We start from the raw sequence: 19,825 nt of genomic DNA on the forward strand, positions 1-19,825 counted from the left end.
AATAAAAAACTGAACTGCGAAGTGAAAGCCGTACGCTCTTCCACTTACACAGTTCAGTTTACACTCCCTGAATTAATGTATTTAAGTTCCCCCTAATGAATGTCCTAATCCAATTTTCTTAAACTCTATATTACTACTTGAAACTTTACTGCTAATTAATATTTTTCCAGTAACTTTTTTATCAAATTCAAGTGCGGCATCATATTGAACAGTATTACTCCCTAAAAAGACTCCAAAAGCATTATACGCCCAGTCCTCAGGTCTCCATTCATTCTCACGCGCTTCAACTGCCTCACTCCCCCTAATTATGGTGTAAGATTAATTAATGTCTTTTTCTTCATCAAAAAAATGAATGATTGTACCATTAAATCCATTTGCAGTAGATTTGTCAACGAAATCATCAGGGTAATAAACCTATATATTTAAAGGTGGCTTTTTACCGGTTTCTTCTATATATATTCTCTTTATGTCTTCCACAGAGACCTCTTTGTATTCTAATTCCATTAGTCTATTTCTTAATAGTTCACTATTTAATACTTCTTCAATTTAATTCACCTGTTTTATTCCACTGAATTAAATTCAATAGATTTCATTATTTCCAAAACACTTCCTTGAATACTTTCTAAATCAACAGCATTATCTGCATCTTCGTTATCATCAATCAAGTTATAAATAAACCTAACGGATTGATCACTATTGTTGGACATTGCCGTGCCAAAGAAGCGATTTGTAGTACTTTTTCCACTTTCGGTTACATACTCTGTCGTAGCAAAGTAAATCGTTGTATCTGTATTGTCGATTTTCTCATAATCTCCTTCATAACTAACATATGTGGACAGTAAATTTAGTAATGTTTCCGACTCAACAGCTCTTCTTCCTTCATCATAAGTCGCCCTTACATAATAATTAAATTCATTTGTTTCTTCATTTTCTCCAAGCTGAATGTATTCATAGTTATCTCCAGTACGTTGATAAAAAAGGTGATCCATTTTCGCATTCTGCGGATACATCATCGTATATCCGCCTGTCTTCGATTCAAATAAATAATAACCATCTTCCACTTCTTCTAAAGAACCCATGAATTCACGTGTAAAGTCATCCTGAAAAGCAATGACGTCCGGCAATTCAGAAGGGTCCATTTCGGCAATATCTTTTTGACCCCATACATTACAACCTCCTAATAAAAACAATATGAGTAAACTGGATACAATTTTAGATTTCAACAAGGAGAAACTCCTCTCAATAATTGGTAAACTTTTCATTATCATACTATATATCTAATATGAGAGTAATGAATCATTTGCAAAATTAATAGATTGGCTTTTTGTACTGTTACATGATGTTTTAAGAGAAAGTAATTGGTGAAATAAACTGAATACAGAGGTATCAAAGTTATTTAAATTCAATGGATTCCATTATTTTCGTTACTTCATTTTGAATGGCCTCTAAATCAATACTGTTATCATCATTTGGAATTACATTATATCTTATAGAAAGAGATTGATCTCTAGTATTTAACATGATAATTCCCAGGAAATTATAAGAAATAATATCTTCATCCTGATCAACATATTCGGAGGTAGCAAAATGAACTGTTTTGCCATCATATTCTATTGATTCATAATCCCCTTCATAACCAGTTCGGGCTGAAAGTATACCTTTCAATGTATTGAAGTCATTTGCTCTTCCACCTTCATTGTATGTGGCTCTTACACTATATTGATAATCATTTGTTTTTTTACTTTCTCCATACTGGATACCTTCATAATTATCCCCAGACATTTCATAATAAATCTCATCCATTTTCGCATTCTCAGGATACATCATCGTATATCCACCTGTCTTCGATTCAAATAAATAATAACCATCTTCCACTTCTTCTAAAGAACTCATAAACTCACGTGTGAAGTCATCCTGAAAAGCAATCACGTCCGGCAATTCAGCAGGATCCATTTCAGCAATATCTTTTTGACCCAATACGTTACAACCTGCTAATAAAAACAATATAAATACACTGAATACAATCTTTGGTTTCAACAAGGAGAAACTCCTCTCAATAATTGGTAAACTTTTCATTATCGTACCATAAATCTGATGTGAGAATAATGAATTAACTGTAAATTTAATAAAACGGTTCCAAGCATTTTCAGCTGTTTCATCCAGATCGACTTCCAATTAGCTTGATGTGGTAGCAAAATAAAGCAGATCTCTAGATTGTACAGGTTAGAAACGTCCTCAAACGCACGAGCCTCATGCAGGCTCTGATAAAAGTGATCTTGCCTTAGTCCAGTTAAATTTCTTCATTAATTGTTAAATACTCAGATGACATGAAATGTTTATGTATAGGAGGGCTGCCAGCTCATTTAAAAACCCGATATGTTTAATTCAAATCTTTTTCGTAAATAGTAATATCAACAAACAAATGAATAAGGGTGGTTAAATGAAAAAAACATTTTTCCGACTGGGAGCTGTTATAATATTAACTTTACTGCTTGCTGCCTGTGGTAATAATGATGAGGTAGAAAATCCGCCTGATGATGGTACGGGCGATAGCGAACAGCAAACAGGCAATACTAATGACACCAACAATGACACCGGCACCGATGCCGATACCAATACAGAATACGGTTTTTTTAGTTTTGACCTGGAAGCTGATTACACAGAAAACGATGACGATGCACTTGATGTGGATTTCGAAAATGAACCAAATGATGAAATGGAAGCATCCTACAGGGATAGAGAGCAAGGCATCGATTTAATTGGTGATGAAGCGATGGAACAATTGGACATCATTTTTTCTTCGTTCCATTTCGATGAAAAGACACCAGATGAGGAAGTATTAAATGCAGTTATAGAAGGGTTTAACATTCCCGAAGATGCCATTGAGATAGAACTGGAAATCGAATTTGACAGCGGCACGGAAAAGGAATATCAGCAATAATGTTAAACATGCCCGGATAACCCGGGCATGTTTAGTTTTTTTAGGCAGTATTCTCCATCTATATTTGTAAAATCAACAATTAAAAGCAGTGCTTTTTTATCAGGATACTTATGAAGTGTTCATGCAATAAATTTATTGGATTGCACCTATTTTGCTATACCAAATGCCAGGTTGCAGGGAGTTTCTCATCTCTCCTAAAATTAACCTCGGTGAACTCAGTAATCACTTGGATAAATGGAAATCAAAGACTTCAGATTGAAACGTATTAATTATTTTCTTCAACATGTGGACAGGTTAAGTAGATAAGGAGCTTATTTTCGTTTTCTATAATGGATTCATCTATGGGAATAATTAAGTAAAGGAAGGCACCTTGTTCATTCATTATATTACGGCAGATACAAAAAATCTTGCAGTGTCCTTAAAATTATCTGCCGGTGAAAAGGGCTTTCCCTACAGATACCTGACGCTTTTCACCATAAATAACTATCCATATGATAGGATAATATATAATTGATGAACAAATGAAAGTGGAGCATCGGGGCTGATGTCATGTTATTTCTAGTTGCCATATTACCAGTATTATTCATTATCATTTTTCTCTTTTTGCTTAAGCTTACGTCATTGCGTGCTTCCCTTCTGACTTATGGGCTTACGATTCTTTTAACCTTCCTTTTTAGCCAGTATAGAATTGGAGGAGGGGAAATTCTGCATGCATCTTTTCATGGTGTGCTAATTGCTTTTATAGCTGCATATGTGCTGTTTTTTGGTATTTTCCTTTTCCATCTGATGGAGCACACGGGCGGGATTCAGTCTATTGCAAACTTCATATCCGGTGCGACGAGTAATAAGGTTCTGCAAGTGCTCATCCTTATTGGCGGGCTGTCACCATTAATTGAGTCAACGAGCGGATTCGGTGTAGCCTTTATGATGGTGACGCCAATTCTTGCCGCAATCGGATTTTCTAAAGTGAAAGCAGTCCTGCTGGGTCTGATCAGTCTGATTGCCATTCCCTGGGGCGCCCTGGCAACCGGAACCATTATCGGTGCCGAACTCGGCGGGATACCGCTTGAACAATTCGGATTCGGAACAGCAGTGATGAATATCCCGATATTCGCTTATTTCATTTTGTTTGCTGTGCTGATTGCAGGCGGTTGGGCTGCAGCAAAAATGCACTGGAAACAGATACTTATCATTTACGCTATTCTTACTGGAGGTATACTCTTCCTTAACTATTATCTTAGTGTAGAGCTTGCGGGGGTGCTCAGCTCACTGGCTGTCATTGCGACTGGGTTAATGATGGCCAGGAGCAGCAGGCAGCACTATGGGAAAAGCCCGGCACCTGGGCGGATGCTAAAAGTTTTCAGCCCTTACATTATTTTGACAGTGCTGATTTTCTTCACCCGGCTGGATACACCGTTCCAGACGTTTCTGGAAACCTATGCAGTCATCCGGATGCCGGCTTACGATTATGAACTCGCTTTACTGTATTCACCCGGGTTTTGGCTGCTGGTTACTTGCATTATTTCCATTTTTATTTTTCAGATCTCCTGGAAAGATGTCTTTCATCTGCTGAATAAAACAGTGAAACAATGGGTTCCTTTTCTCATTACCACTTCCAGCTTTGTTGCAATTTCGCAATTGATGGGGGCTTCAGGGATGGTCTCCGTCATTTCTGACACGACGGGGGCAGTATTTGGCGAAAGTTTTCTAGTCGTCTCTGCGCTGATCGGAGCAATGGGTGGATTCCTTACTGGGAGCACGACTTCTTCCAATGCCATGTTCATTAAGCTGCAGCTTCATACTGCCGGTCAGGTCGGGCTTCCGACTGATATCGTCGCCTATTCCCAAAACACGAGTGCTGCCATTGCTTCCATGGCTACTCCGGCCAGAGTTATGCTCGGTGCTCACATGTTTGGTATTCAGTCGAAGGAGCCATATATATTGAAACGAATTTCATTCATTGTACTGGGAGCGCTCCTGCTAACGGTATTCATGGCGGCGGGGATGTATGTATGGGCTATGTGATTAAATACAGGAATGCGGATGAAGTGCAGTTGGTAAGGAAGGTTTTTATGCGGGTTCAGTCAGGAATGCATAAGCAGCTTATCATCAGGAGGTCAATTTATATTTTCCAGGCCTAAGCGTTTAGCAAAATGCGGGCTCAAAGTTTTGTGAGCCTGCATTTTTCACTATCGAATTATTTTGATTCTCCCAATGCTTCATTGAGAATTTCATACATTGTCATGATCCCGCTATCACTATCGCCATACAATCCCAAATCCATCGCTTCGATGATGGCTTCACGATAACGATAGTTTTGCTCAGATATTTTTCTGATTTCTTCTTTCTGTTGTTCTTTTATTAATTCAAGCCGCTCTTTGTTCTGTTCTAACTCTTTTACGCTTCCAGCCAATTCCTTTAAAAAACAATAATCATCTTCGGACAATAATACAAATTTATTTCCTTTTTCATCTTCTTTAAAATGTATAGGTTTCATATTGTTCAACCTTCCTGTACCCATCCCGATCCCTCCGTACTTCTAAAACCTCTGCATATGCAGTACTTATAAAGATACGGCTCCCCCGTAACACCCTAACTCCCCGGTAAATCTTCTCCAAAAATCGAGCCGCATCAACCGAGGGGAAGATGTCATCTTAAAAAAGCATCGCACCATCACGCCGCTTCCTAAACATCTTCACTAATTTTGAATCAAGCCGTCATTTGTAAACACGGGTAATTCCGAAACCACGATTATTTTAAAAACTTCTAAACAACTCTTGTATATCCTTCTCATCAGCAATGCACTCTTTTTTTGCCAAGAAGGAAAGTAAAGTAATTGGCTTATTAAGTAAGGAAGCCGAGAAGATCTTGTGATGACCATCTACAACATAATGTGTTAAACACCAATGCTGCGGGTGGTCTGTATGAGCTTCATAATCGGCAGGTTCTTTTATATCCAATACAGATAAGCACAATGCTGCAGGTCTGCTTCCATCCGAGATTAATGATTTATACTTGTCTACGGTGCCTTCATTCAGCCAATGCACTGGGAATGTTGGAACAACAAACTCAAATAACTTTGATTTATGTGTTAATTCCTTTGTTAAACTGCGATAGTATTGAATTTTAGGGTAGTGCGGCAATCCCCAGAATTCATCCTCTCCCCAAACCTGGATTTGTTCATTAGAAAAATAATCTTCTTCTTTACCCAAGTCAACTAATTTTGGATTCGCCTCAATAAGTGATACTTCATATTCCCCATTTGGCAGTATTAATGAAACTTTTGAAAGGAATTCATCATCCAGCTTTGAAATCCCTTCCTGTAAAGCTGTACTAACTACTTTAGGCGAAATACCCTGGTTTGCACCATCTAAGCGCTCAAAGAAAAACTCGCAAGTACCACATATATTCCCTATATGAAAAGCTTTTTTACCCTCTATGGATATATATCTATCCCATTCATCCCAATTACCGCCGCCAGCTGTTTCAAATGACAGTTTAGAGGCTGAGTCCTTTATTGACCAGCTTTTTTTGTCCATTAACCTACTCAAAAAGACCGCCATCCTTCTCTTTTTATTAATTAGACCTACAATAACATGATTCAAGAACATCGAATAGTTATTTGACCCATCACTTAAAAATGGCCAGATGTTTACTGATGATACGGTTCACCTGCCTGCAATTTTTAGTGACCTCTCCAGTTTTGGAGACAGAGCGGCCAGGTTTAATATCTGATACTTACTAAAAATAGTGCATGTCATCTGTCCCTGGAAATAATCTGTCTACTCAAAAAGATGCCGTTCATGTTTAAACTTCTGGATGATAAAATCAATAAAATGCCGGCTTGCGATGGGTAATGTATGCTTGTTTTTATATGCAATGCCAATCATGCGGGTGATAGGCGGCGTGATTTCTTTTTTCACCATTCGGTAGCTGACGTTTTTCATCACCAGTTCAGATAGTATGGAGATACCGAGTCCGCTTTCCACCATCGACATAATCGTGTAATCATCAATAACACGATACTCGATATTGGGATGCAGGCCATTTGCTTTGAAACTTTCCAATGGCTCGCTTAAAGTCCCTTCGTCCAGCAGAATAAAGGGATCATTGGCCAGCTCCTCCAATGTTATACTTGGGCGCGTCCGAAGCACGTGATCTTCCGGAAGCACTGCCAGCATGTAATCCTGCTTCAGGGAAACTGTCTCCAGATCGTCTGCTGCATCAGGATTGACAAAGCCAAAATCCACGCTGCCTTCCTTAATCGACTTGACAATACTTGTATACTCACCTTGTTGAAGATAGAAATGGACTGACGGATAAAGCTGCTTAAATTCCTTCATTAAACCAGGCAGCCATTGACTGGAAATACTGGTGAACGTGCCGATCCGAATATTGCTGCTTTCCAGTCCTTGCATTTCCCGGCTTTTTTCCATGAGCTCCCGATAGGAATTATTCACTTTTTTAATAAATGGCAGAAATTCCTCCCCGTCCGCAGTCAGCGTAATTCCTTTACGGGAGCGGGAAATCAACGTAGTGGCCAACTCTTCTTCCAGCGCATGGACCTTCTGGCTTACCGCCGATTGTGTGTAACCCAACGCTTCCGCCGCTTTCGTAAAACTTCCTTTTTCAATCACCTTCAAAAAAACATCATAGCGATTCAATGACATTCTCCTACTTTCATTAGATATCCTTATTTAACTATTATAATTATTAATTTTACTAATGTAAATGCCTATGCTAGAATCACTTTGATATTAAAAAGTATCTAACGAAACAATGAACATAGAAACGTTTCTTATAAAATGACCCTTTCACCACAGCATCATTGGAGGAAGTAAAATGAAAACAAACATAGAGGAATGGAAAAGCGGGCTAAAGAACGGGATTCCCATTGCAATGGGTTATTTTGCGGTTTCATTTACCTTTGGCATTCTTGCCAAGCAAGCCGGGCTAAATTGGTTTGAAGCGGTACTGATGTCCGTGACTAATTTAACATCAGCCGGACAGTTTGCCGGGATTACGCTTATTGCCGGTGCCGCAACCATGATTGAAATTGCTGTCACACAGCTGATTATCAATTCCCGGTATTTTCTCATGTCTTTTGCTTTATCGCAAAAAATTGATCCAAACACGTCCTTTTTCCATCGATTAACAATGGCATATGGGATTACGGATGAAATATTCGGCGTGTCTATTGCGGCTCCAGGAAAACTAAGCCCTTATTATGCTTATGGCGTAATGAGTGCTGCTGTGCCGGGATGGGCATTGGGTACACTGTTTGGGGTTGTTTCCGGAAATATTCTTCCGCCCAGATTGATGAGTGCATTAAGTATTGCCCTGTTCGGAATGCTGATCGCTGTCATTATCCCGCCAGCAAAAGGCAATAAAACCCTTTCCGGACTGATTATCATTTCCATGGTACTGAGCTTTGCATTTGCAGAGCTTCCCGCCTTGGCGTCCATGTCATCCGGTGTAAAAATTATTATTTTAACCTTTTTAATAGCCGGTATCGCGGCATTCATCTTTCCAGTAAAGGAGCATAAGCATGAATAACGCTATTTTTTACATCTTCGTGATGGCAGTGGTAACGTATCTCATTAGGGTGCTGCCGCTTACCCTTATCAGAAAAGAAATCAAAAATGTCTATATCCGATCGTTTTTATACTACGTTCCCTATGTGACATTGGCAGTAATGGTTTTTCCGGCCATTTTAGATGCTACGGCATCGCCAATTTCCGGGCTGGTTGGCTTTGTTGCTGCTATTCTTTTTGCTTACCGTGGAGCAAGCCTGGTGAGTGTTGCCCTGCTCTCCTGTTTTTCAGTATTTGTCGTGGAGCTGTTTTTGTATTGAATAAAAAAGGGAAAGGTGCAATGTCCGAGGATGATCAATTCATTGTGGACACCACCTGTCCCTTTGACCTATAGTTTTTTTATCATCCGGCAAGTCATTGGTTCCAAACTGATCATATTTGTTATACATGTTTTTACTGTATGCAGGTGACCAGCTACCAATACAGCGTCCTCAGGAAAAATAAACGGGTACTCAAAAAACCCCTCAAACTTTATACAGTCTTAAGGGTCTATCAACAACTGAACGAGATACCTGTTCCTCTTACATTCATTTAAGCAGCGCGAGACCAAACCTTTCTATCTAAATAGCTTATTTGATTGTACCACTAATAACTTCCTCTTTATGATCCATAAAGGCATCAAGAACTTCATTTTTCTCTCGATTAGGCACTTCAAAATGGTCAAGTGTTTCAGCTAAAAGCTTACCTGCAGCATCAAACTCTTCCTCTGTTAGCTTCATATCATAATGTGTCGGCTCTAAATCCAGAGAATCACGGTTAGGTTCCGTACTGATGTAACGATAAGGTCCCCCTGCCTTTTCACAAACCCATAAGGTGGTCAAAACCTTGAAACCCGCTCCACGCCAGCTGTGGTTTTCGTACCAGTCCTTCATATAAGCATTATTAGTATTTTCTCCAACAATCGGGTCTTTCACTAACGCATCTCCAAAATGATCGACAACAGCTGCTATGTTATAGATACCACCCAGGCGTTCGTATAATGATTTCTCAGTCATAATGGACTCCTTTCAATTAGGTATTTATATTTGTTTACCCTTAAAAGTTGTTTGTAAAACAAGGAGCTGACACTAGATTGTTTTTAAAAAATTTATTTACTTATGGTAGGGGTCACCGTTAATATCTAAGGGGCAAAGAATCGAAAAAACGAGCTTGATATCTCAGGCTCGTTACTCTACTTTTAAAGCACTGTATTAGCTCTGTACTATTTCCTAACTTTTTAGGTTTAAAAACTTTTTAAGACTTCATCGTATTCCAATATTACAGTTTTATTATTACCCTTTTCATCTACATTTATCTGTCTATTAAATATAATGTCACCTTTAGTACGTCTTTAGTATTGATAAACAAACAATTGATACATTGGGTACTTTTCCCATCTAACCTACTTTTTAGAAGGGCATGTATTAAATTTCGGTTTATGTCTCTACTATACTCTTAATTCGCCAATCTGGACTTGCCATAGCTCACTCGGCTTTATTGTTGCTGACTCCCTTCCATAATCTTCCCCGCTGATTAAGACTTCCATAGGAACAACAAATGATTCACCGGCCATTAATGCAACACCTGTTTTTAAATGTGTTAGCCTAAACAATTGAGAATCATTTATATATGGAATGCTTTTACGCATTTGGTCTAAATCCAAATTACTTCTAATTCTATGCAAAATAAAATTGTTACATTGTGACAATACAGTTTTTGATAATTCACTTGGCCTTTGGCTCGCTACAATTAAAAATAAACCAAACTTTCGACCTTCCTTGGATATTCTTTCAAACATTCGTAATGACTTTATTTGCCCTTCCTGATTTGTATCAGTAAGATATCTGTGTGCTTCATCTAAAATAAAGTTATATATCTTGCTTATTTGCCTATCATTTTTCCTTACTTCCTTTTGTCTTTCTAGTACTTCTCTTAATAGATAACTTGTATAAAATAGTAAGTCATTATCATCGAGTGAAGAGCAATCAAATATAGTTAACGCTTTTTGAAATTGTATTATTTCATTAAAAGAATTAATTTTTTCGCTATTGTTATCAAATAAGGTATTTGAATAAGTAAGAATTAAATTATCAATACGTGTCATTAAAGTAGAACAATGGGATCTTACTTGTGAGTTCCCTTTGGATTCCTCCAGCAATAGAATCATATCTATCCCATCTTTTATCTCTGTTAAAGAGATAATTTTATTTGAAGCTTCTTCCAATAATGTTGTTAATTGTTTCTGGCAATGTTCATATTCAACATTAGAATGTTCTTCAATATAAGCTTGTATAACATTCTTAAAGTCACTCTCGTGGTCTTGGGGAAAATTGCCGTATTGTGCATTATATAACCTTAATACCCTTCTAATCTCATCTGATTCAAGTTTATCAAGCAATCCAACAATCTTACTTCTTTTTGTAACAGCATCTGTTTGCTGATTATTATAAAGTTCCAAAGCACAAAATGCCATTATCCATTTATGATGGTTTTCATTTGAGCGAAACAAACTTGCCATCCTTAAACCATTGGTTAATACTGGTAGCTGCACGGCTGATGAAGGCTGTACTAAATTTATCCAATCATCCAATGTTAGGGTTTCTAATGGTATAGCTATGTCATCCACACTAACGTAAGAAGCATATTCTTCACTAAATGCTTTATATTCATTGTGGATATCAAAGATAATAAAATTCATCTGATTTGGATCTAACCCTCTATTTTCCAGACTTAATAATTCATTTAACATTTTTCTAACAGTTGTAGATTTTCCAGACCCTGTGTTTCCTAAAATACTCATATGATTAGTAAACAACGAATCAATTGAAAATCTAGGAATATACTGATGAGTGGTTAATTGACCTAAAGATAATGATAATGGTTCATTATCAGGTATAAGAATACTTTGGATATCATCTACAGTTGTAAGATACACTTCTTCATTTATCATAGGAAATGTTGACAATCCATACTCAAATTTTTTATTTGAAATCTCACCAACTGGAACCGCTTCAAAATATGCATATTGATAAAACTTAGATTCCTCATAATCCATAAAAGCTTTTTCTTGTTCATAAAGTCCCGTTACTTGATAAATAAATTTATTATTTAAATCCTTATAAATTGTGATATAATCATTTAAACCATTACAGATATAGATATCACCTTTATGATTGTGTTGAATGTCGGAAGGTGATGGAACTTCTATAACTATTTTATTGAAAAATACTTTAGTTATACTACCAATACTTTTATTCCTCATCTAGATTACCACCGCTAATATAATTTATTACATTCGAAAAGAAATGCCCATCGTCAGCAGAACTTATAGAACCTCCAATAAAATGAAAGTTAGCTTTATGTTGATGTTGCTTAATAAATTCTTCAGCATTTTCCTCTGTCTGATTACCAAATACAATCAAATTAAAGTCCTCATTATTTAAGGATTGTGAAATTAGATGATTAATATGCTGATCTGGGAATCCATAACCAATTATAATTAGGGTTGAATCAGGTTTTTGTAGATTAACAGTAAGGGCGCGAAATAACTCGGAATATGGAGTTTGCTGCGTTTCTATATGTTTGTTAATAGTTGGATATATTAATACATCTTCTAATGACTCGTTTATTAAATTAGACTGAACAACATTTTTAACCTTACTGTCATATCTCCAATCAATAGATCCATGTATTTTATATAATTTTACATACTTTCTAACAACACTCCATTTATCTTTATATCTATTTTCATCATCTACTAGTCTGAGTTGAAATACTGCAGGATCGAAAATCCGATTTACCGTTCCCCTAAAGCCATTTGTATATTGGATATTAAGTGACTCCATAGCAATTTCATTAAATAAATCATAGTTTGTTGTATAGATGTTTACTGGAGAATAATTTTTAATACCTCTTATTGAGAATATTGAGTTGTAAAATAACTGGTAGTTATTCTTAGTACTTAAAATACTTTTATCCTCTTTGTCATAATCCTTAACAATACTATCAACTAAGAATTCCTTAGTTACATTAAATGACTTTATTAATTTTTCCCTTTTTTGTGATTCTAGTTTTGTTGGATTTGAATTTTGGTCAATAAACCTTATCCCTGTATTTAACCAATTCAAATATCCTTCTATATCGGCACTATCACCACCATAGCTCCCTAGTATAAGAGATTTATTTTGTTCTTTTAGAGACTTAAATGTAGAACCCATTAATTCGACTGCCGGTAGGGAGCAACCTGAGCCAATAAAAATGTTTAAGTTTTTGCTCTGAATACCTCTTAGTAGTAATGCACTTACCTTCTCCTGCTGTTCTTCAAAACCCAAATTCTCTATAATATCTTTTCCTTCCCTGAGATAATATAAAGTTTTCGTCTGCGTCTTATCGCTCGATTCTATTTTTTCTATTTCTCTTTCAATAACTGCCATCCTTGTTCCTCCTCACTACTACATAGCTCATCAATGATATCCGAGACAATTTGTCTTTTATAACCATTCCAATCTGGACGATTAATAATAGTGGTATCATTTATACAATTACTCAAAAAACTCCTCAAATTACTTTTGTACCAGTAAATACTGCATAGTGCCTCTTTTAATAACTCAATGCCAACAGCTGATAAATTCTTCCCCATTATAACAACCCCCACCAAATATTCCGAGAAATCTAGATTTGTTGTAAAAAATATTCTATTTTATGCCCAAGTAGTTCTAATGATTTAAATTCTGAATCCCAACTCACTCCTCTTTCTTCATCTATAGCGATAACACTTTTACTAATCAAAAATGTCAGTCATCCCCCAAAAGTTTCTTCACCAAACTTTTTACTAAAATGACTGACATTCGCTGATATAATCTATATTCACCTATTAGTTCCACTAGTTATTCTATTACTGTATCTGGCACTTTCTATGTTCCAATAACAAAAAACCCTAATCTTTTCCAGTTTATATAACTACTTTAAATCCCAACTCTACTCTAATAATATCACTTTAAAACTTTTCTTACAAAAAACGCCTTTCCTATTAGACAAATAATGAAGAAAGTATAAATCTAGGTTTTAAATTTTAATTTGACAATGGATTTACTTTATGGGTATAGGTGTGCTGATACTTGAAATTTTAAATCTAAAAATGCTTCTAAACACGAAATGCAGTATATGTAAGATTATTTATATACTAAGGTTATAGTAATATATAAATCGTTACTAGGTTGTCTTATGAATTGCAACAAGCCAGCATTATAAAATGCTAGCTTGTTGTTTTTCTTATATATTAATTCACAAACTTAACGATAGCAGATGACGAGTAATCAACCCAGCTCTCCTAGAGACTTTTCCTTCTTTAACCTTATTCCATGTTTAATTCTTTGGCTTTTTGCTTTAGCTTCATATTCACTTATATAAGCATAAAGATTTAACATAGTTATATCATTATTTAAAAACCTATATACTGTAATAAGATGAACTTTGGATTCTCGTAGCTTTCCTAATACGTTAGCTATCTCATTAGTTCTAAGAATCCGGGTCGTATCAGCAGCAACGATAATATCAATATTTCCTTTTTGAGCGTCTTCAATCATTTTATGAAGACTTTTATTCACCTTAACCCCAGATCCAACATCAGTATAAACAGAATCTAGTTTCCAGTTTTTTCTGAGATAAATTCCTCTATTTTTTCCATTTGTTCAGTTAAAGCACCTTCATTTTTACTAGCAGTTCGAATGTAAGCAACACAATTGTTTATGGCAAACTAAAAATGTACGGTTTGGCATTTAATTTATGTATGATCCGTAGGAGCAAACATAAATTAAATGCGCCACTTGCCAACTCCCCCAAATAACTTTAAACTCCTCGTTGGACCAACAACGTTTAACAGGAGGATATTTAGGAGATGTTAGCAGTGGCACAAATTGATTATATCAGACACGAGGTAAATCAAATAGGTGAATCTTATGCCGATGTGGCTAGAAGGATGGAAGTTGACCCGCGTTCGGTAAGTAAATACGCGAACCAGGAAGAGTTCAAAAGAAAGAGAAAACAAAAGCGTAAGGCACGGGTTATGGATCCGGTTAAACCATCGTCGATAAGTGGATTAAGGAAGATCTAAAGAAGAAAAAGAAGTATCAGCGAACAGCCAAAAAAATGTATGAACAGTTAAGAGATTTCCATAGCTTTACCGGTTCAGACCGTACGATACGTGATTATGTATCGAAGAGAAAGAAAGAACTGAAGGAGTCAATGACAGAAGCAGCATTACCGCTTGAATCTATACTAGGTACTGCCCAGGTTGACTTTGGGACGGCCCCATTCAAATATGATTTAGAAACAATTGATTTACCGTATCTGGTAATGTCTTTTCCGCATAGTAACAGCTTTTATTTTCAGGTTTTTCTTTCGAAAAACACAGAATGCTTACTAGAAGGATTACAGCGCATGTTTCAACATATGGGAAGGGTTCCGAAGACGATACGGTTTGATAATTTATCTCCTGCAGTAAACAAAATATTTTCTAAGGGGGAGCGTGAACTAACAGATACATTTGAACGTTTTGTATTGCTTCTGTAATCCAGGCAAAGGAAATGAAAAAGGTTATGTAGAAGCAATGGTTAAGTATGTAAGAAATAACTTTTTATTGCCCGAAAATAGGATTATAAATATAGAGCATTTCAATAAAAGATTATGGGAAATGGCAGAAAACGATCGCGACCGCGTACATTACGATAAAAAGGTACTTCAATCGAAGTTATTTGAAGAGGATTTTGATAGTTTTACCATGTTGCCTGAGAAGGGGTTTGAATGCGCCCGATACTAAGAATTAAAGTCTGACAAATACGGTTTGGTGACCATAGATAAAAAGCAATATTCAACTTCTCCGAGGTTTGCCCAGCAAAAGGTTAGGGTTCGTATTGTTTATAATGAAATTGCCATTTTAAATAAAGATCATGAAGTAATTGCCAAACACTACAGACTCTACGGCGTAAGCCGTAAATCAATGATATGGCAGCCTTATCTGGATTTATTGTCTAAACGACCAAGAGCTATCAAGTACTCGAGTATCTATAACCAATTTCCGGCTATCTGGACGGACTATTTAAAGAACTGCTCAGAAGAAGAGCAGAAGGATGTTTTACGCCTACTTGGAGAACTTCTGAAGAATGACGACTTTTCTTTACTCAATGAAGCTCTCACGATGGCTTCTTCTCATGGACATCCAAGTACAGATCAAATCAAGCATTGTTTTTACTCGATCATAAAGCAGGATCATACACATAAAGAGATACACCCGGCTATTAATCTACCAGATATGCCTGCAGCAACTAGAGGGCTTTCTCATTATGATGCTCTACTCCAAAGCGGGGGTGTATCTGGATGAAAGAGCAAATCGAGGCATACGCAAAGCGCCTAAAGTTGAGTTGGATTAGAGAGCATTATCATGAAATTAAAGCGGATAATAATTATGATTATCTTCTTCAGTTATTTGAAAGGGAAATAGAGAATAGGGAAGAAAGAAAAATGAACTTATTACTCAAGCAGGCACAATTGCCAAAAACAGGTGACCAGCCCTTTCATTGGGAGCATATTCAAATCCCTCAAGGGATTGACCGGGATCGTATTCTTCAAGGTGAATTTATTCATAAAAAGGAGAATTTGATTTTATATGGTGGAGTGGGTACAGGGAAAACATATTTGGCAACCTTAATCGGCTTAAATGCCATACATAGGTACGGCACCAAAGTGAAGTTCTTTACATTGGCAGCTTTAGCAAATAAGTTAATTGAGGCGAACCAGAATGGTTCCCTCCCCAGGCTGATCAAGCAGCTTGAAAGGTTGAAGCTCTTAATTTTGGATGAACTAGGTTACATTCCTCTTCATAAAAAAGGCGCGGAGCTATTGTTTCAAGTCATTTATAAAAGCCTGGTGATTACTACCAATCTACAATTTGGGCAGTGGAATCATGTTTTTGGAAATCCAATACTAACAGAAGCAGTGATTGATCGGCTGATCCACCATTCCCATCTACTCCTTTTTAACGGTGAAAGTTTCCGTTATAAGGAATCTTTATTACAGTAATACGTTGAGGCGGTAAGTGGCATGCATTTTTAATTGCCATTCATACATTTTTTACTTGCCAAATACAACAGAGGCATTTCAAAGCAAAAGAGTTAACGTCCAGCGTAGATTAAAAGGAAAAGATCAATTATTTTTAACAAGTTTAGATAAAAGAGTAATATGTGATTATGGTTCAAGTGCCAATTGTTTAGTGCAAAATAAAAGTTAAGAGTATTGCAACCAAAATATTAGAAGGTTCCACAAAAAAAGGCTTACCAGCCCCCTCAAAATACCCTGTCGTTATTGGTGTCGAATCAATAAATGATGGGAGAGTGGAAGGATGCTAGCAATGCCTGAAATCAATTATATCAAAAAATAAGGAATATAATTTCCCTACTGACAGCCAATAAACGATCTTGGTCATATACAATCTCTTCCGTCATCCCGCCAAAATATCGAAACGCATTTTTCTGCTTTCTAATTAAGTCCGTTGTACGAAGAAGGCGATCCATCCACTCTACATATTTGAAACGACGTGAATGAAATAAGATAAACTCGGCCATGTAAAGCTTAGTTCTTTCTCCCTTTTCGTTGTATATTAAAACTTTTCTCCAAAATCTTCTTGCATTTGTTTTCCCTTTGGAAACTCTTCTACCGTTCCATATACAAGTTCAGCCATTTCCTTGGGAATATGATATCTATCCCTTAAGTCATTCACATAGTTTCGTACTGTATTCTCGGCTACTGTCGTAACTTCTAACTTTTCCTGCAACCAATCATGTGCCTGGGCACTCGTCTTATCGGAATGTTTTTTCAACCACATCAATATATAGTCCTCATAAGGATCCAGGGTTTTGTAAAGGTGCATTGAATGCGTACAGTAATATTAGAATACTTGGGGTTTACAACTCCTTTATCCCTGCATGCCTTCATGTAGCCCTTATTATCAATGTCCACTCCATTCATCCGTTATAGTTACGAAAAGTGGTTGCAATCCTGCGAACAATCAAGCATTTAAGAGTAAATTGAATTTATCTGAGGGAGTTTTAATTAATAATCCCGATTTATACAACAGCTCCGTTAATCTAATCGGGGTTCAAATTTATTTATGACAACTTATCAAGGCCGTTAAGAGTAACCTTTAATTCTACTAATTCATCCTTATAATTATTTTCCTTTTACACCCCAGACTTTTACAGCCATTTCCGCCAAGCTATTCTGTCTTTTTTCAATTTGTTCTACACCCCAATCATTGTAATTAGTTAAATCATTGGAAAGTTTTATACTGCTTTTTTTATAAACGTCAAGTTTATTAGTAAATGGTTTATTTGAGATTCCCCTATTGTATTCTTCACCTAATAATGTAAGATTTCCTATTCTCCATAAATACTCCTCATGGATCTCTGGTTCAATTTCCCATTTGCCAATTTTCTCTGGCATAATGTGTTCAATATGAATTTTATTATTATCTTCTATTATAGCTACTTCATTATTAAATAAAGAGTTAATCTCTCTAAAGATATACCTTATTATTGGCTTTTTTGTGATTTTAGCCATGCTAAAGGCACTATAAAATTCGGAATCCGTTATTTGTAACTTACGAATACAATTATTTATAGAATTTATTTTGTTTTCATTATTATTAGTTATATCCAAAGCAATTTCCGCAAATAATACTTCATATTTATTAGCTACTTTTCCAGAAATGATAATGTTTCTAAAAATCAATGTTTCTATTTGTTTCACAACCTCAAATATAGACTCTTCATCAAAATCCTTATTATACATTGCTAAAACGATTGGATAAAACGAACTAGCATTAAACGTTTTTAAGTTTTTTAAGCTTTTATTTAAGTCTTTATTTGTAAAAAAGAAATCATCGTCCCTACTGCTCAATGAATTATAAAGTGGTGCTAATTTTTCAAGTTCATCAACTAAAGTTATACACTTCCTTTCAGTATTTATTTTATACTTTATTTTTTTATATAATTTAACCGTTCTCGTAAATTCTTCTTTTGAATTCCAATAATGTCTTATGAACTTAGTGATATCTGCATTATCAACTATTGATTGCATCTTCTCCCATTTATCTTTAACATAGTTAATTTGACTTTTAGCATTTTTAAATATATGGTTTTTTAATAAATCAGATGTCTCTAAACCTTTTCCTCTTGCGTTAAGAGACTCGAAAATTATAAATGCTTCCTCTAATGCGTTAGTTTCTACATACATTACCTTAAATTTATTTATGAAATATTCATAGTACTCATTTAAAACAATGAATTTTTGCTCCAAGTTTGTTTCTTTGCTCAGCTTATTAGTTAGTTTTTCATATAAATAATAATAAGCCTCATAAATTCTTTTTTGGGACTTAGGCTTCGGTTTTTCAGGTTCCGTATCGGTATCCTTCTGAATATTATTCATAAAGTAGGAATTGTCTTTGTTAGATAACTTTAAACGTAAACTATCTTTATGCTCTGACCATCTTCCTATATATTTAATCCTTATATCTTCGGAGTTTTCACGTGAAGCGTAATGATTACTATTTTTATATAAAGAATCGAATAGTCTATTTAGAATACTTAAAAAAATAACAGAAGTTGTTGTTCTTTGCTGACCATCAATGATAAATCTCTTATCTTCTTCAGCATCACTATGGACTACTATTTGTCCAAAAAAGTGATCCTCTTCATCTCCATCTATTAAATTTTGAAGATCCAGCCAAAAGTCATCTATTTGCATTTCTTCCCACGAATATTCTCTTTGATAATCGGGGATATAATACACGTTATCTTGTAGAAAGGAGCCTATACTTTTAAATGAATGATTATTTATTGCCAAAATTAATTCTCTCCCAACATTAATGTATATACTATATAATAACAATCAACAGAAACCTTTTTAAGTATAAATGATTACAGCCACAGAAATTTATCGGCGATGATATACTTATTACCGCAGCTAGCCAATAATTTTACAACCGAATGACAGTTTGTATACCAATCTTTACCATACCCCTGCATTATTGTGCAAAGAGTCAAAGCCACTGTGAAGCTGCTCGCCATTGACTTGTAACTTCCGATTCTTAGCAGGCGATAGAAGGGTCGGGGACCTTCGGCAGAAAGCAAATGGACGGTTTTCTTGCTTCATTCTCTGTTATTTCGTGTATCCTATCAATCACCTTTTCATAACCCACTTTTTGACAAATTTACATCCTATTCATTTTAAAAAAAGGGTAGGAGAAAGCGAGTGAACT

19 protein-coding genes and 1 pseudogene are annotated in these 19,825 nt (G+C 35.8%); 6 read left to right on the forward strand and 14 right to left on the reverse strand.

What is annotated here, in order from left to right; translation table 11 throughout:
- Nucleotides 1-81 precede the first annotated feature (81 nt).
- The 3 genes from GHD25_RS20450 to GHD25_RS17385 all read right to left on the reverse strand — a co-directional run bounded on the left by GHD25_RS20450 (nucleotide 82) and on the right by GHD25_RS17385 (nucleotide 2,037).
- Complete coding sequence (locus GHD25_RS20450) at nucleotides 82-309, reverse strand: DUF6792 domain-containing protein (RefSeq protein ID WP_462943953.1); 228 nt, start codon at nucleotides 307-309, stop codon at nucleotides 82-84.
- Between the two features lie 251 nt (nucleotides 310-560).
- Nucleotides 561-1,223, reverse strand: coding sequence for a hypothetical protein (locus GHD25_RS17380; protein WP_164219225.1), 663 nt, complete (start codon nucleotides 1,221-1,223; stop codon nucleotides 561-563).
- A 169-nt stretch (nucleotides 1,224-1,392) separates the two neighbouring features.
- The gene (locus tag GHD25_RS17385; RefSeq protein WP_164219226.1) at nucleotides 1,393-2,037 is read right to left on the reverse strand and encodes a hypothetical protein; all 645 of its coding nucleotides are present in this window, start codon (nucleotides 2,035-2,037) and stop codon (nucleotides 1,393-1,395) included.
- A 403-nt stretch (nucleotides 2,038-2,440) separates the two neighbouring features.
- Here GHD25_RS17385 and GHD25_RS17390 point away from each other — a divergent pair, with 403 nt between their 5' ends.
- Together GHD25_RS17390 and GHD25_RS17395 are read left to right on the forward strand one after the other, a co-directional pair.
- Nucleotides 2,441-2,941, forward strand: a complete 501-nt coding sequence (locus GHD25_RS17390; RefSeq protein WP_164219227.1) for a YusW family protein — start codon at nucleotides 2,441-2,443, stop codon at nucleotides 2,939-2,941.
- Between the two features lie 549 nt (nucleotides 2,942-3,490).
- Entirely contained in the window at nucleotides 3,491-4,966 is a 1,476-nt protein-coding gene (locus tag GHD25_RS17395; protein ID WP_164219229.1) for an L-lactate permease, read from the forward strand.
- A 172-nt stretch (nucleotides 4,967-5,138) separates the two neighbouring features.
- Here GHD25_RS17395 and GHD25_RS17400 read toward each other — a convergent pair whose 3' ends face one another.
- From GHD25_RS17400 to GHD25_RS17410, 3 genes are all read right to left on the reverse strand, one after another.
- Nucleotides 5,139-5,462, reverse strand: coding sequence for a hypothetical protein (locus GHD25_RS17400; RefSeq protein ID WP_164219231.1), 324 nt, complete (start codon nucleotides 5,460-5,462; stop codon nucleotides 5,139-5,141).
- Nucleotides 5,463-5,697: 235 nt separating this feature from the next.
- Complete coding sequence (locus GHD25_RS17405; RefSeq protein WP_164219233.1) at nucleotides 5,698-6,546, reverse strand: hypothetical protein; 849 nt, start codon at nucleotides 6,544-6,546, stop codon at nucleotides 5,698-5,700.
- 177 nt (nucleotides 6,547-6,723) lie between these two features.
- A complete protein-coding gene (locus tag GHD25_RS17410; RefSeq protein WP_164219235.1) occupies nucleotides 6,724-7,605 on the reverse strand; it encodes a LysR family transcriptional regulator in 882 nt (293 codons plus the stop codon).
- Between the two features lie 178 nt (nucleotides 7,606-7,783).
- On the opposite strand from GHD25_RS17410, the gene GHD25_RS17415 reads away from it, so the two are divergent.
- Complete coding sequence (locus GHD25_RS17415) at nucleotides 7,784-8,497, forward strand: AzlC family ABC transporter permease (RefSeq protein ID WP_164219237.1); 714 nt, start codon at nucleotides 7,784-7,786, stop codon at nucleotides 8,495-8,497.
- Nucleotides 8,490-8,795 carry an AzlD domain-containing protein gene (locus tag GHD25_RS17420; RefSeq protein ID WP_164219239.1) on the forward strand — a complete coding sequence of 102 codons (306 nt, stop codon included), beginning with the start codon at nucleotides 8,490-8,492 and terminating at the stop codon, nucleotides 8,793-8,795. Before GHD25_RS17415 ends, GHD25_RS17420 begins: the two co-directional genes overlap by 8 nt.
- A 309-nt stretch (nucleotides 8,796-9,104) precedes the next feature.
- Here the strand turns inward: GHD25_RS17420 and GHD25_RS17425 are convergent, their stop codons facing one another.
- The 5 genes from GHD25_RS17425 to GHD25_RS17445 form a co-directional block, all read right to left on the reverse strand.
- On the reverse strand, nucleotides 9,105-9,530 hold the full coding sequence (locus GHD25_RS17425) for a group I truncated hemoglobin (protein ID WP_164219242.1): 426 nt from the start codon (nucleotides 9,528-9,530) through the stop codon (nucleotides 9,105-9,107).
- Between the two features lie 431 nt (nucleotides 9,531-9,961).
- Nucleotides 9,962-11,776 (reverse strand): ATP-binding protein, encoded by a 1,815-nt coding sequence (locus tag GHD25_RS17430; RefSeq protein ID WP_164219245.1) that lies wholly within the window; start codon nucleotides 11,774-11,776, stop codon nucleotides 9,962-9,964.
- The gene (locus GHD25_RS17435) at nucleotides 11,766-12,947 is read right to left on the reverse strand and encodes an SIR2 family protein (protein ID WP_164219247.1); all 1,182 of its coding nucleotides are present in this window, start codon (nucleotides 12,945-12,947) and stop codon (nucleotides 11,766-11,768) included. The genes GHD25_RS17430 and GHD25_RS17435 overlap by 11 nt, the downstream gene beginning before the upstream one ends.
- Nucleotides 12,923-13,153 carry a hypothetical protein gene (locus GHD25_RS17440; RefSeq protein WP_205601383.1) on the reverse strand — a complete coding sequence of 77 codons (231 nt, stop codon included), beginning with the start codon at nucleotides 13,151-13,153 and terminating at the stop codon, nucleotides 12,923-12,925. The genes GHD25_RS17435 and GHD25_RS17440 overlap by 25 nt, the downstream gene beginning before the upstream one ends.
- A 676-nt stretch (nucleotides 13,154-13,829) precedes the next feature.
- Nucleotides 13,830-14,183, reverse strand: coding sequence for a recombinase family protein (locus GHD25_RS17445; protein WP_164219289.1), 354 nt, complete (start codon nucleotides 14,181-14,183; stop codon nucleotides 13,830-13,832).
- Nucleotides 14,184-14,410: 227 nt separating this feature from the next.
- On the opposite strand from GHD25_RS17445, the pseudogene istA reads away from it, so the two are divergent.
- Both istA and istB read left to right on the forward strand, forming a co-directional pair.
- A pseudogene (istA, locus tag GHD25_RS17450) lies at nucleotides 14,411-15,892 on the forward strand (IS21 family transposase).
- Nucleotides 15,889-16,590, forward strand: a complete 702-nt coding sequence (gene istB, locus GHD25_RS17455; RefSeq protein ID WP_164219249.1) for an IS21-like element helper ATPase IstB — start codon at nucleotides 15,889-15,891, stop codon at nucleotides 16,588-16,590. The pseudogene istA and the gene istB overlap by 4 nt, the downstream one beginning before the upstream one ends.
- A 347-nt stretch (nucleotides 16,591-16,937) precedes the next feature.
- Here the strand turns inward: istB and GHD25_RS17460 are convergent, their stop codons facing one another.
- The 3 genes from GHD25_RS17460 to GHD25_RS17470 all read right to left on the reverse strand — a co-directional run bounded on the left by GHD25_RS17460 (nucleotide 16,938) and on the right by GHD25_RS17470 (nucleotide 19,410).
- Nucleotides 16,938-17,132 (reverse strand): hypothetical protein, encoded by a 195-nt coding sequence (locus GHD25_RS17460; RefSeq protein WP_164219251.1) that lies wholly within the window; start codon nucleotides 17,130-17,132, stop codon nucleotides 16,938-16,940.
- Between the two features lie 35 nt (nucleotides 17,133-17,167).
- Nucleotides 17,168-17,395, reverse strand: coding sequence for a hypothetical protein (locus tag GHD25_RS17465; RefSeq protein WP_164219253.1), 228 nt, complete (start codon nucleotides 17,393-17,395; stop codon nucleotides 17,168-17,170).
- 341 nt (nucleotides 17,396-17,736) lie between these two features.
- The gene (locus GHD25_RS17470) at nucleotides 17,737-19,410 is read right to left on the reverse strand and encodes a DUF262 domain-containing protein (RefSeq protein WP_164219255.1); all 1,674 of its coding nucleotides are present in this window, start codon (nucleotides 19,408-19,410) and stop codon (nucleotides 17,737-17,739) included.
- Nucleotides 19,411-19,825 lie beyond the last annotated feature (415 nt).

This window comes from Virgibacillus aidingensis (assembly GCF_010994035.1).
Classification (GTDB): Bacteria; Bacillota; Bacilli; order Bacillales; family Amphibacillaceae; genus Virgibacillus_N.

Excerpts from the sequence above, each read along its gene's own strand:
- GHD25_RS17390 (WP_164219227.1), top strand. The coding sequence starts at position 2,441 with ATGAAAAAAACATTTTTCCGACTGGGAGCTGTTATAATATTAACTTTA.
- GHD25_RS17400 (WP_164219231.1), bottom strand. The coding sequence starts at position 5,462 with ATGGGTACAGGAAGGTTGAACAATATGAAACCTATACATTTTAAAGAA.
- istB (WP_164219249.1), top strand. The coding sequence starts at position 15,889 with ATGAAAGAGCAAATCGAGGCATACGCAAAGCGCCTAAAGTTGAGTTGG.
- GHD25_RS17395 (WP_164219229.1), top strand. The coding sequence starts at position 3,491 with ATGTTATTTCTAGTTGCCATATTACCAGTATTATTCATTATCATTTTT.
- GHD25_RS17440 (WP_205601383.1), bottom strand. The coding sequence starts at position 13,153 with ATGGGGAAGAATTTATCAGCTGTTGGCATTGAGTTATTAAAAGAGGCA.
- GHD25_RS17430 (WP_164219245.1), bottom strand. The coding sequence starts at position 11,776 with ATGAGGAATAAAAGTATTGGTAGTATAACTAAAGTATTTTTCAATAAA.
- GHD25_RS17420 (WP_164219239.1), top strand. The coding sequence starts at position 8,490 with ATGAATAACGCTATTTTTTACATCTTCGTGATGGCAGTGGTAACGTAT.
- GHD25_RS17425 (WP_164219242.1), bottom strand. The coding sequence starts at position 9,530 with ATGACTGAGAAATCATTATACGAACGCCTGGGTGGTATCTATAACATA.
- GHD25_RS17435 (WP_164219247.1), bottom strand. The coding sequence starts at position 12,947 with ATGGCAGTTATTGAAAGAGAAATAGAAAAAATAGAATCGAGCGATAAG.
- GHD25_RS17460 (WP_164219251.1), bottom strand. The coding sequence starts at position 17,132 with ATGGCCGAGTTTATCTTATTTCATTCACGTCGTTTCAAATATGTAGAG.
- GHD25_RS17415 (WP_164219237.1), top strand. The coding sequence starts at position 7,784 with ATGAAAACAAACATAGAGGAATGGAAAAGCGGGCTAAAGAACGGGATT.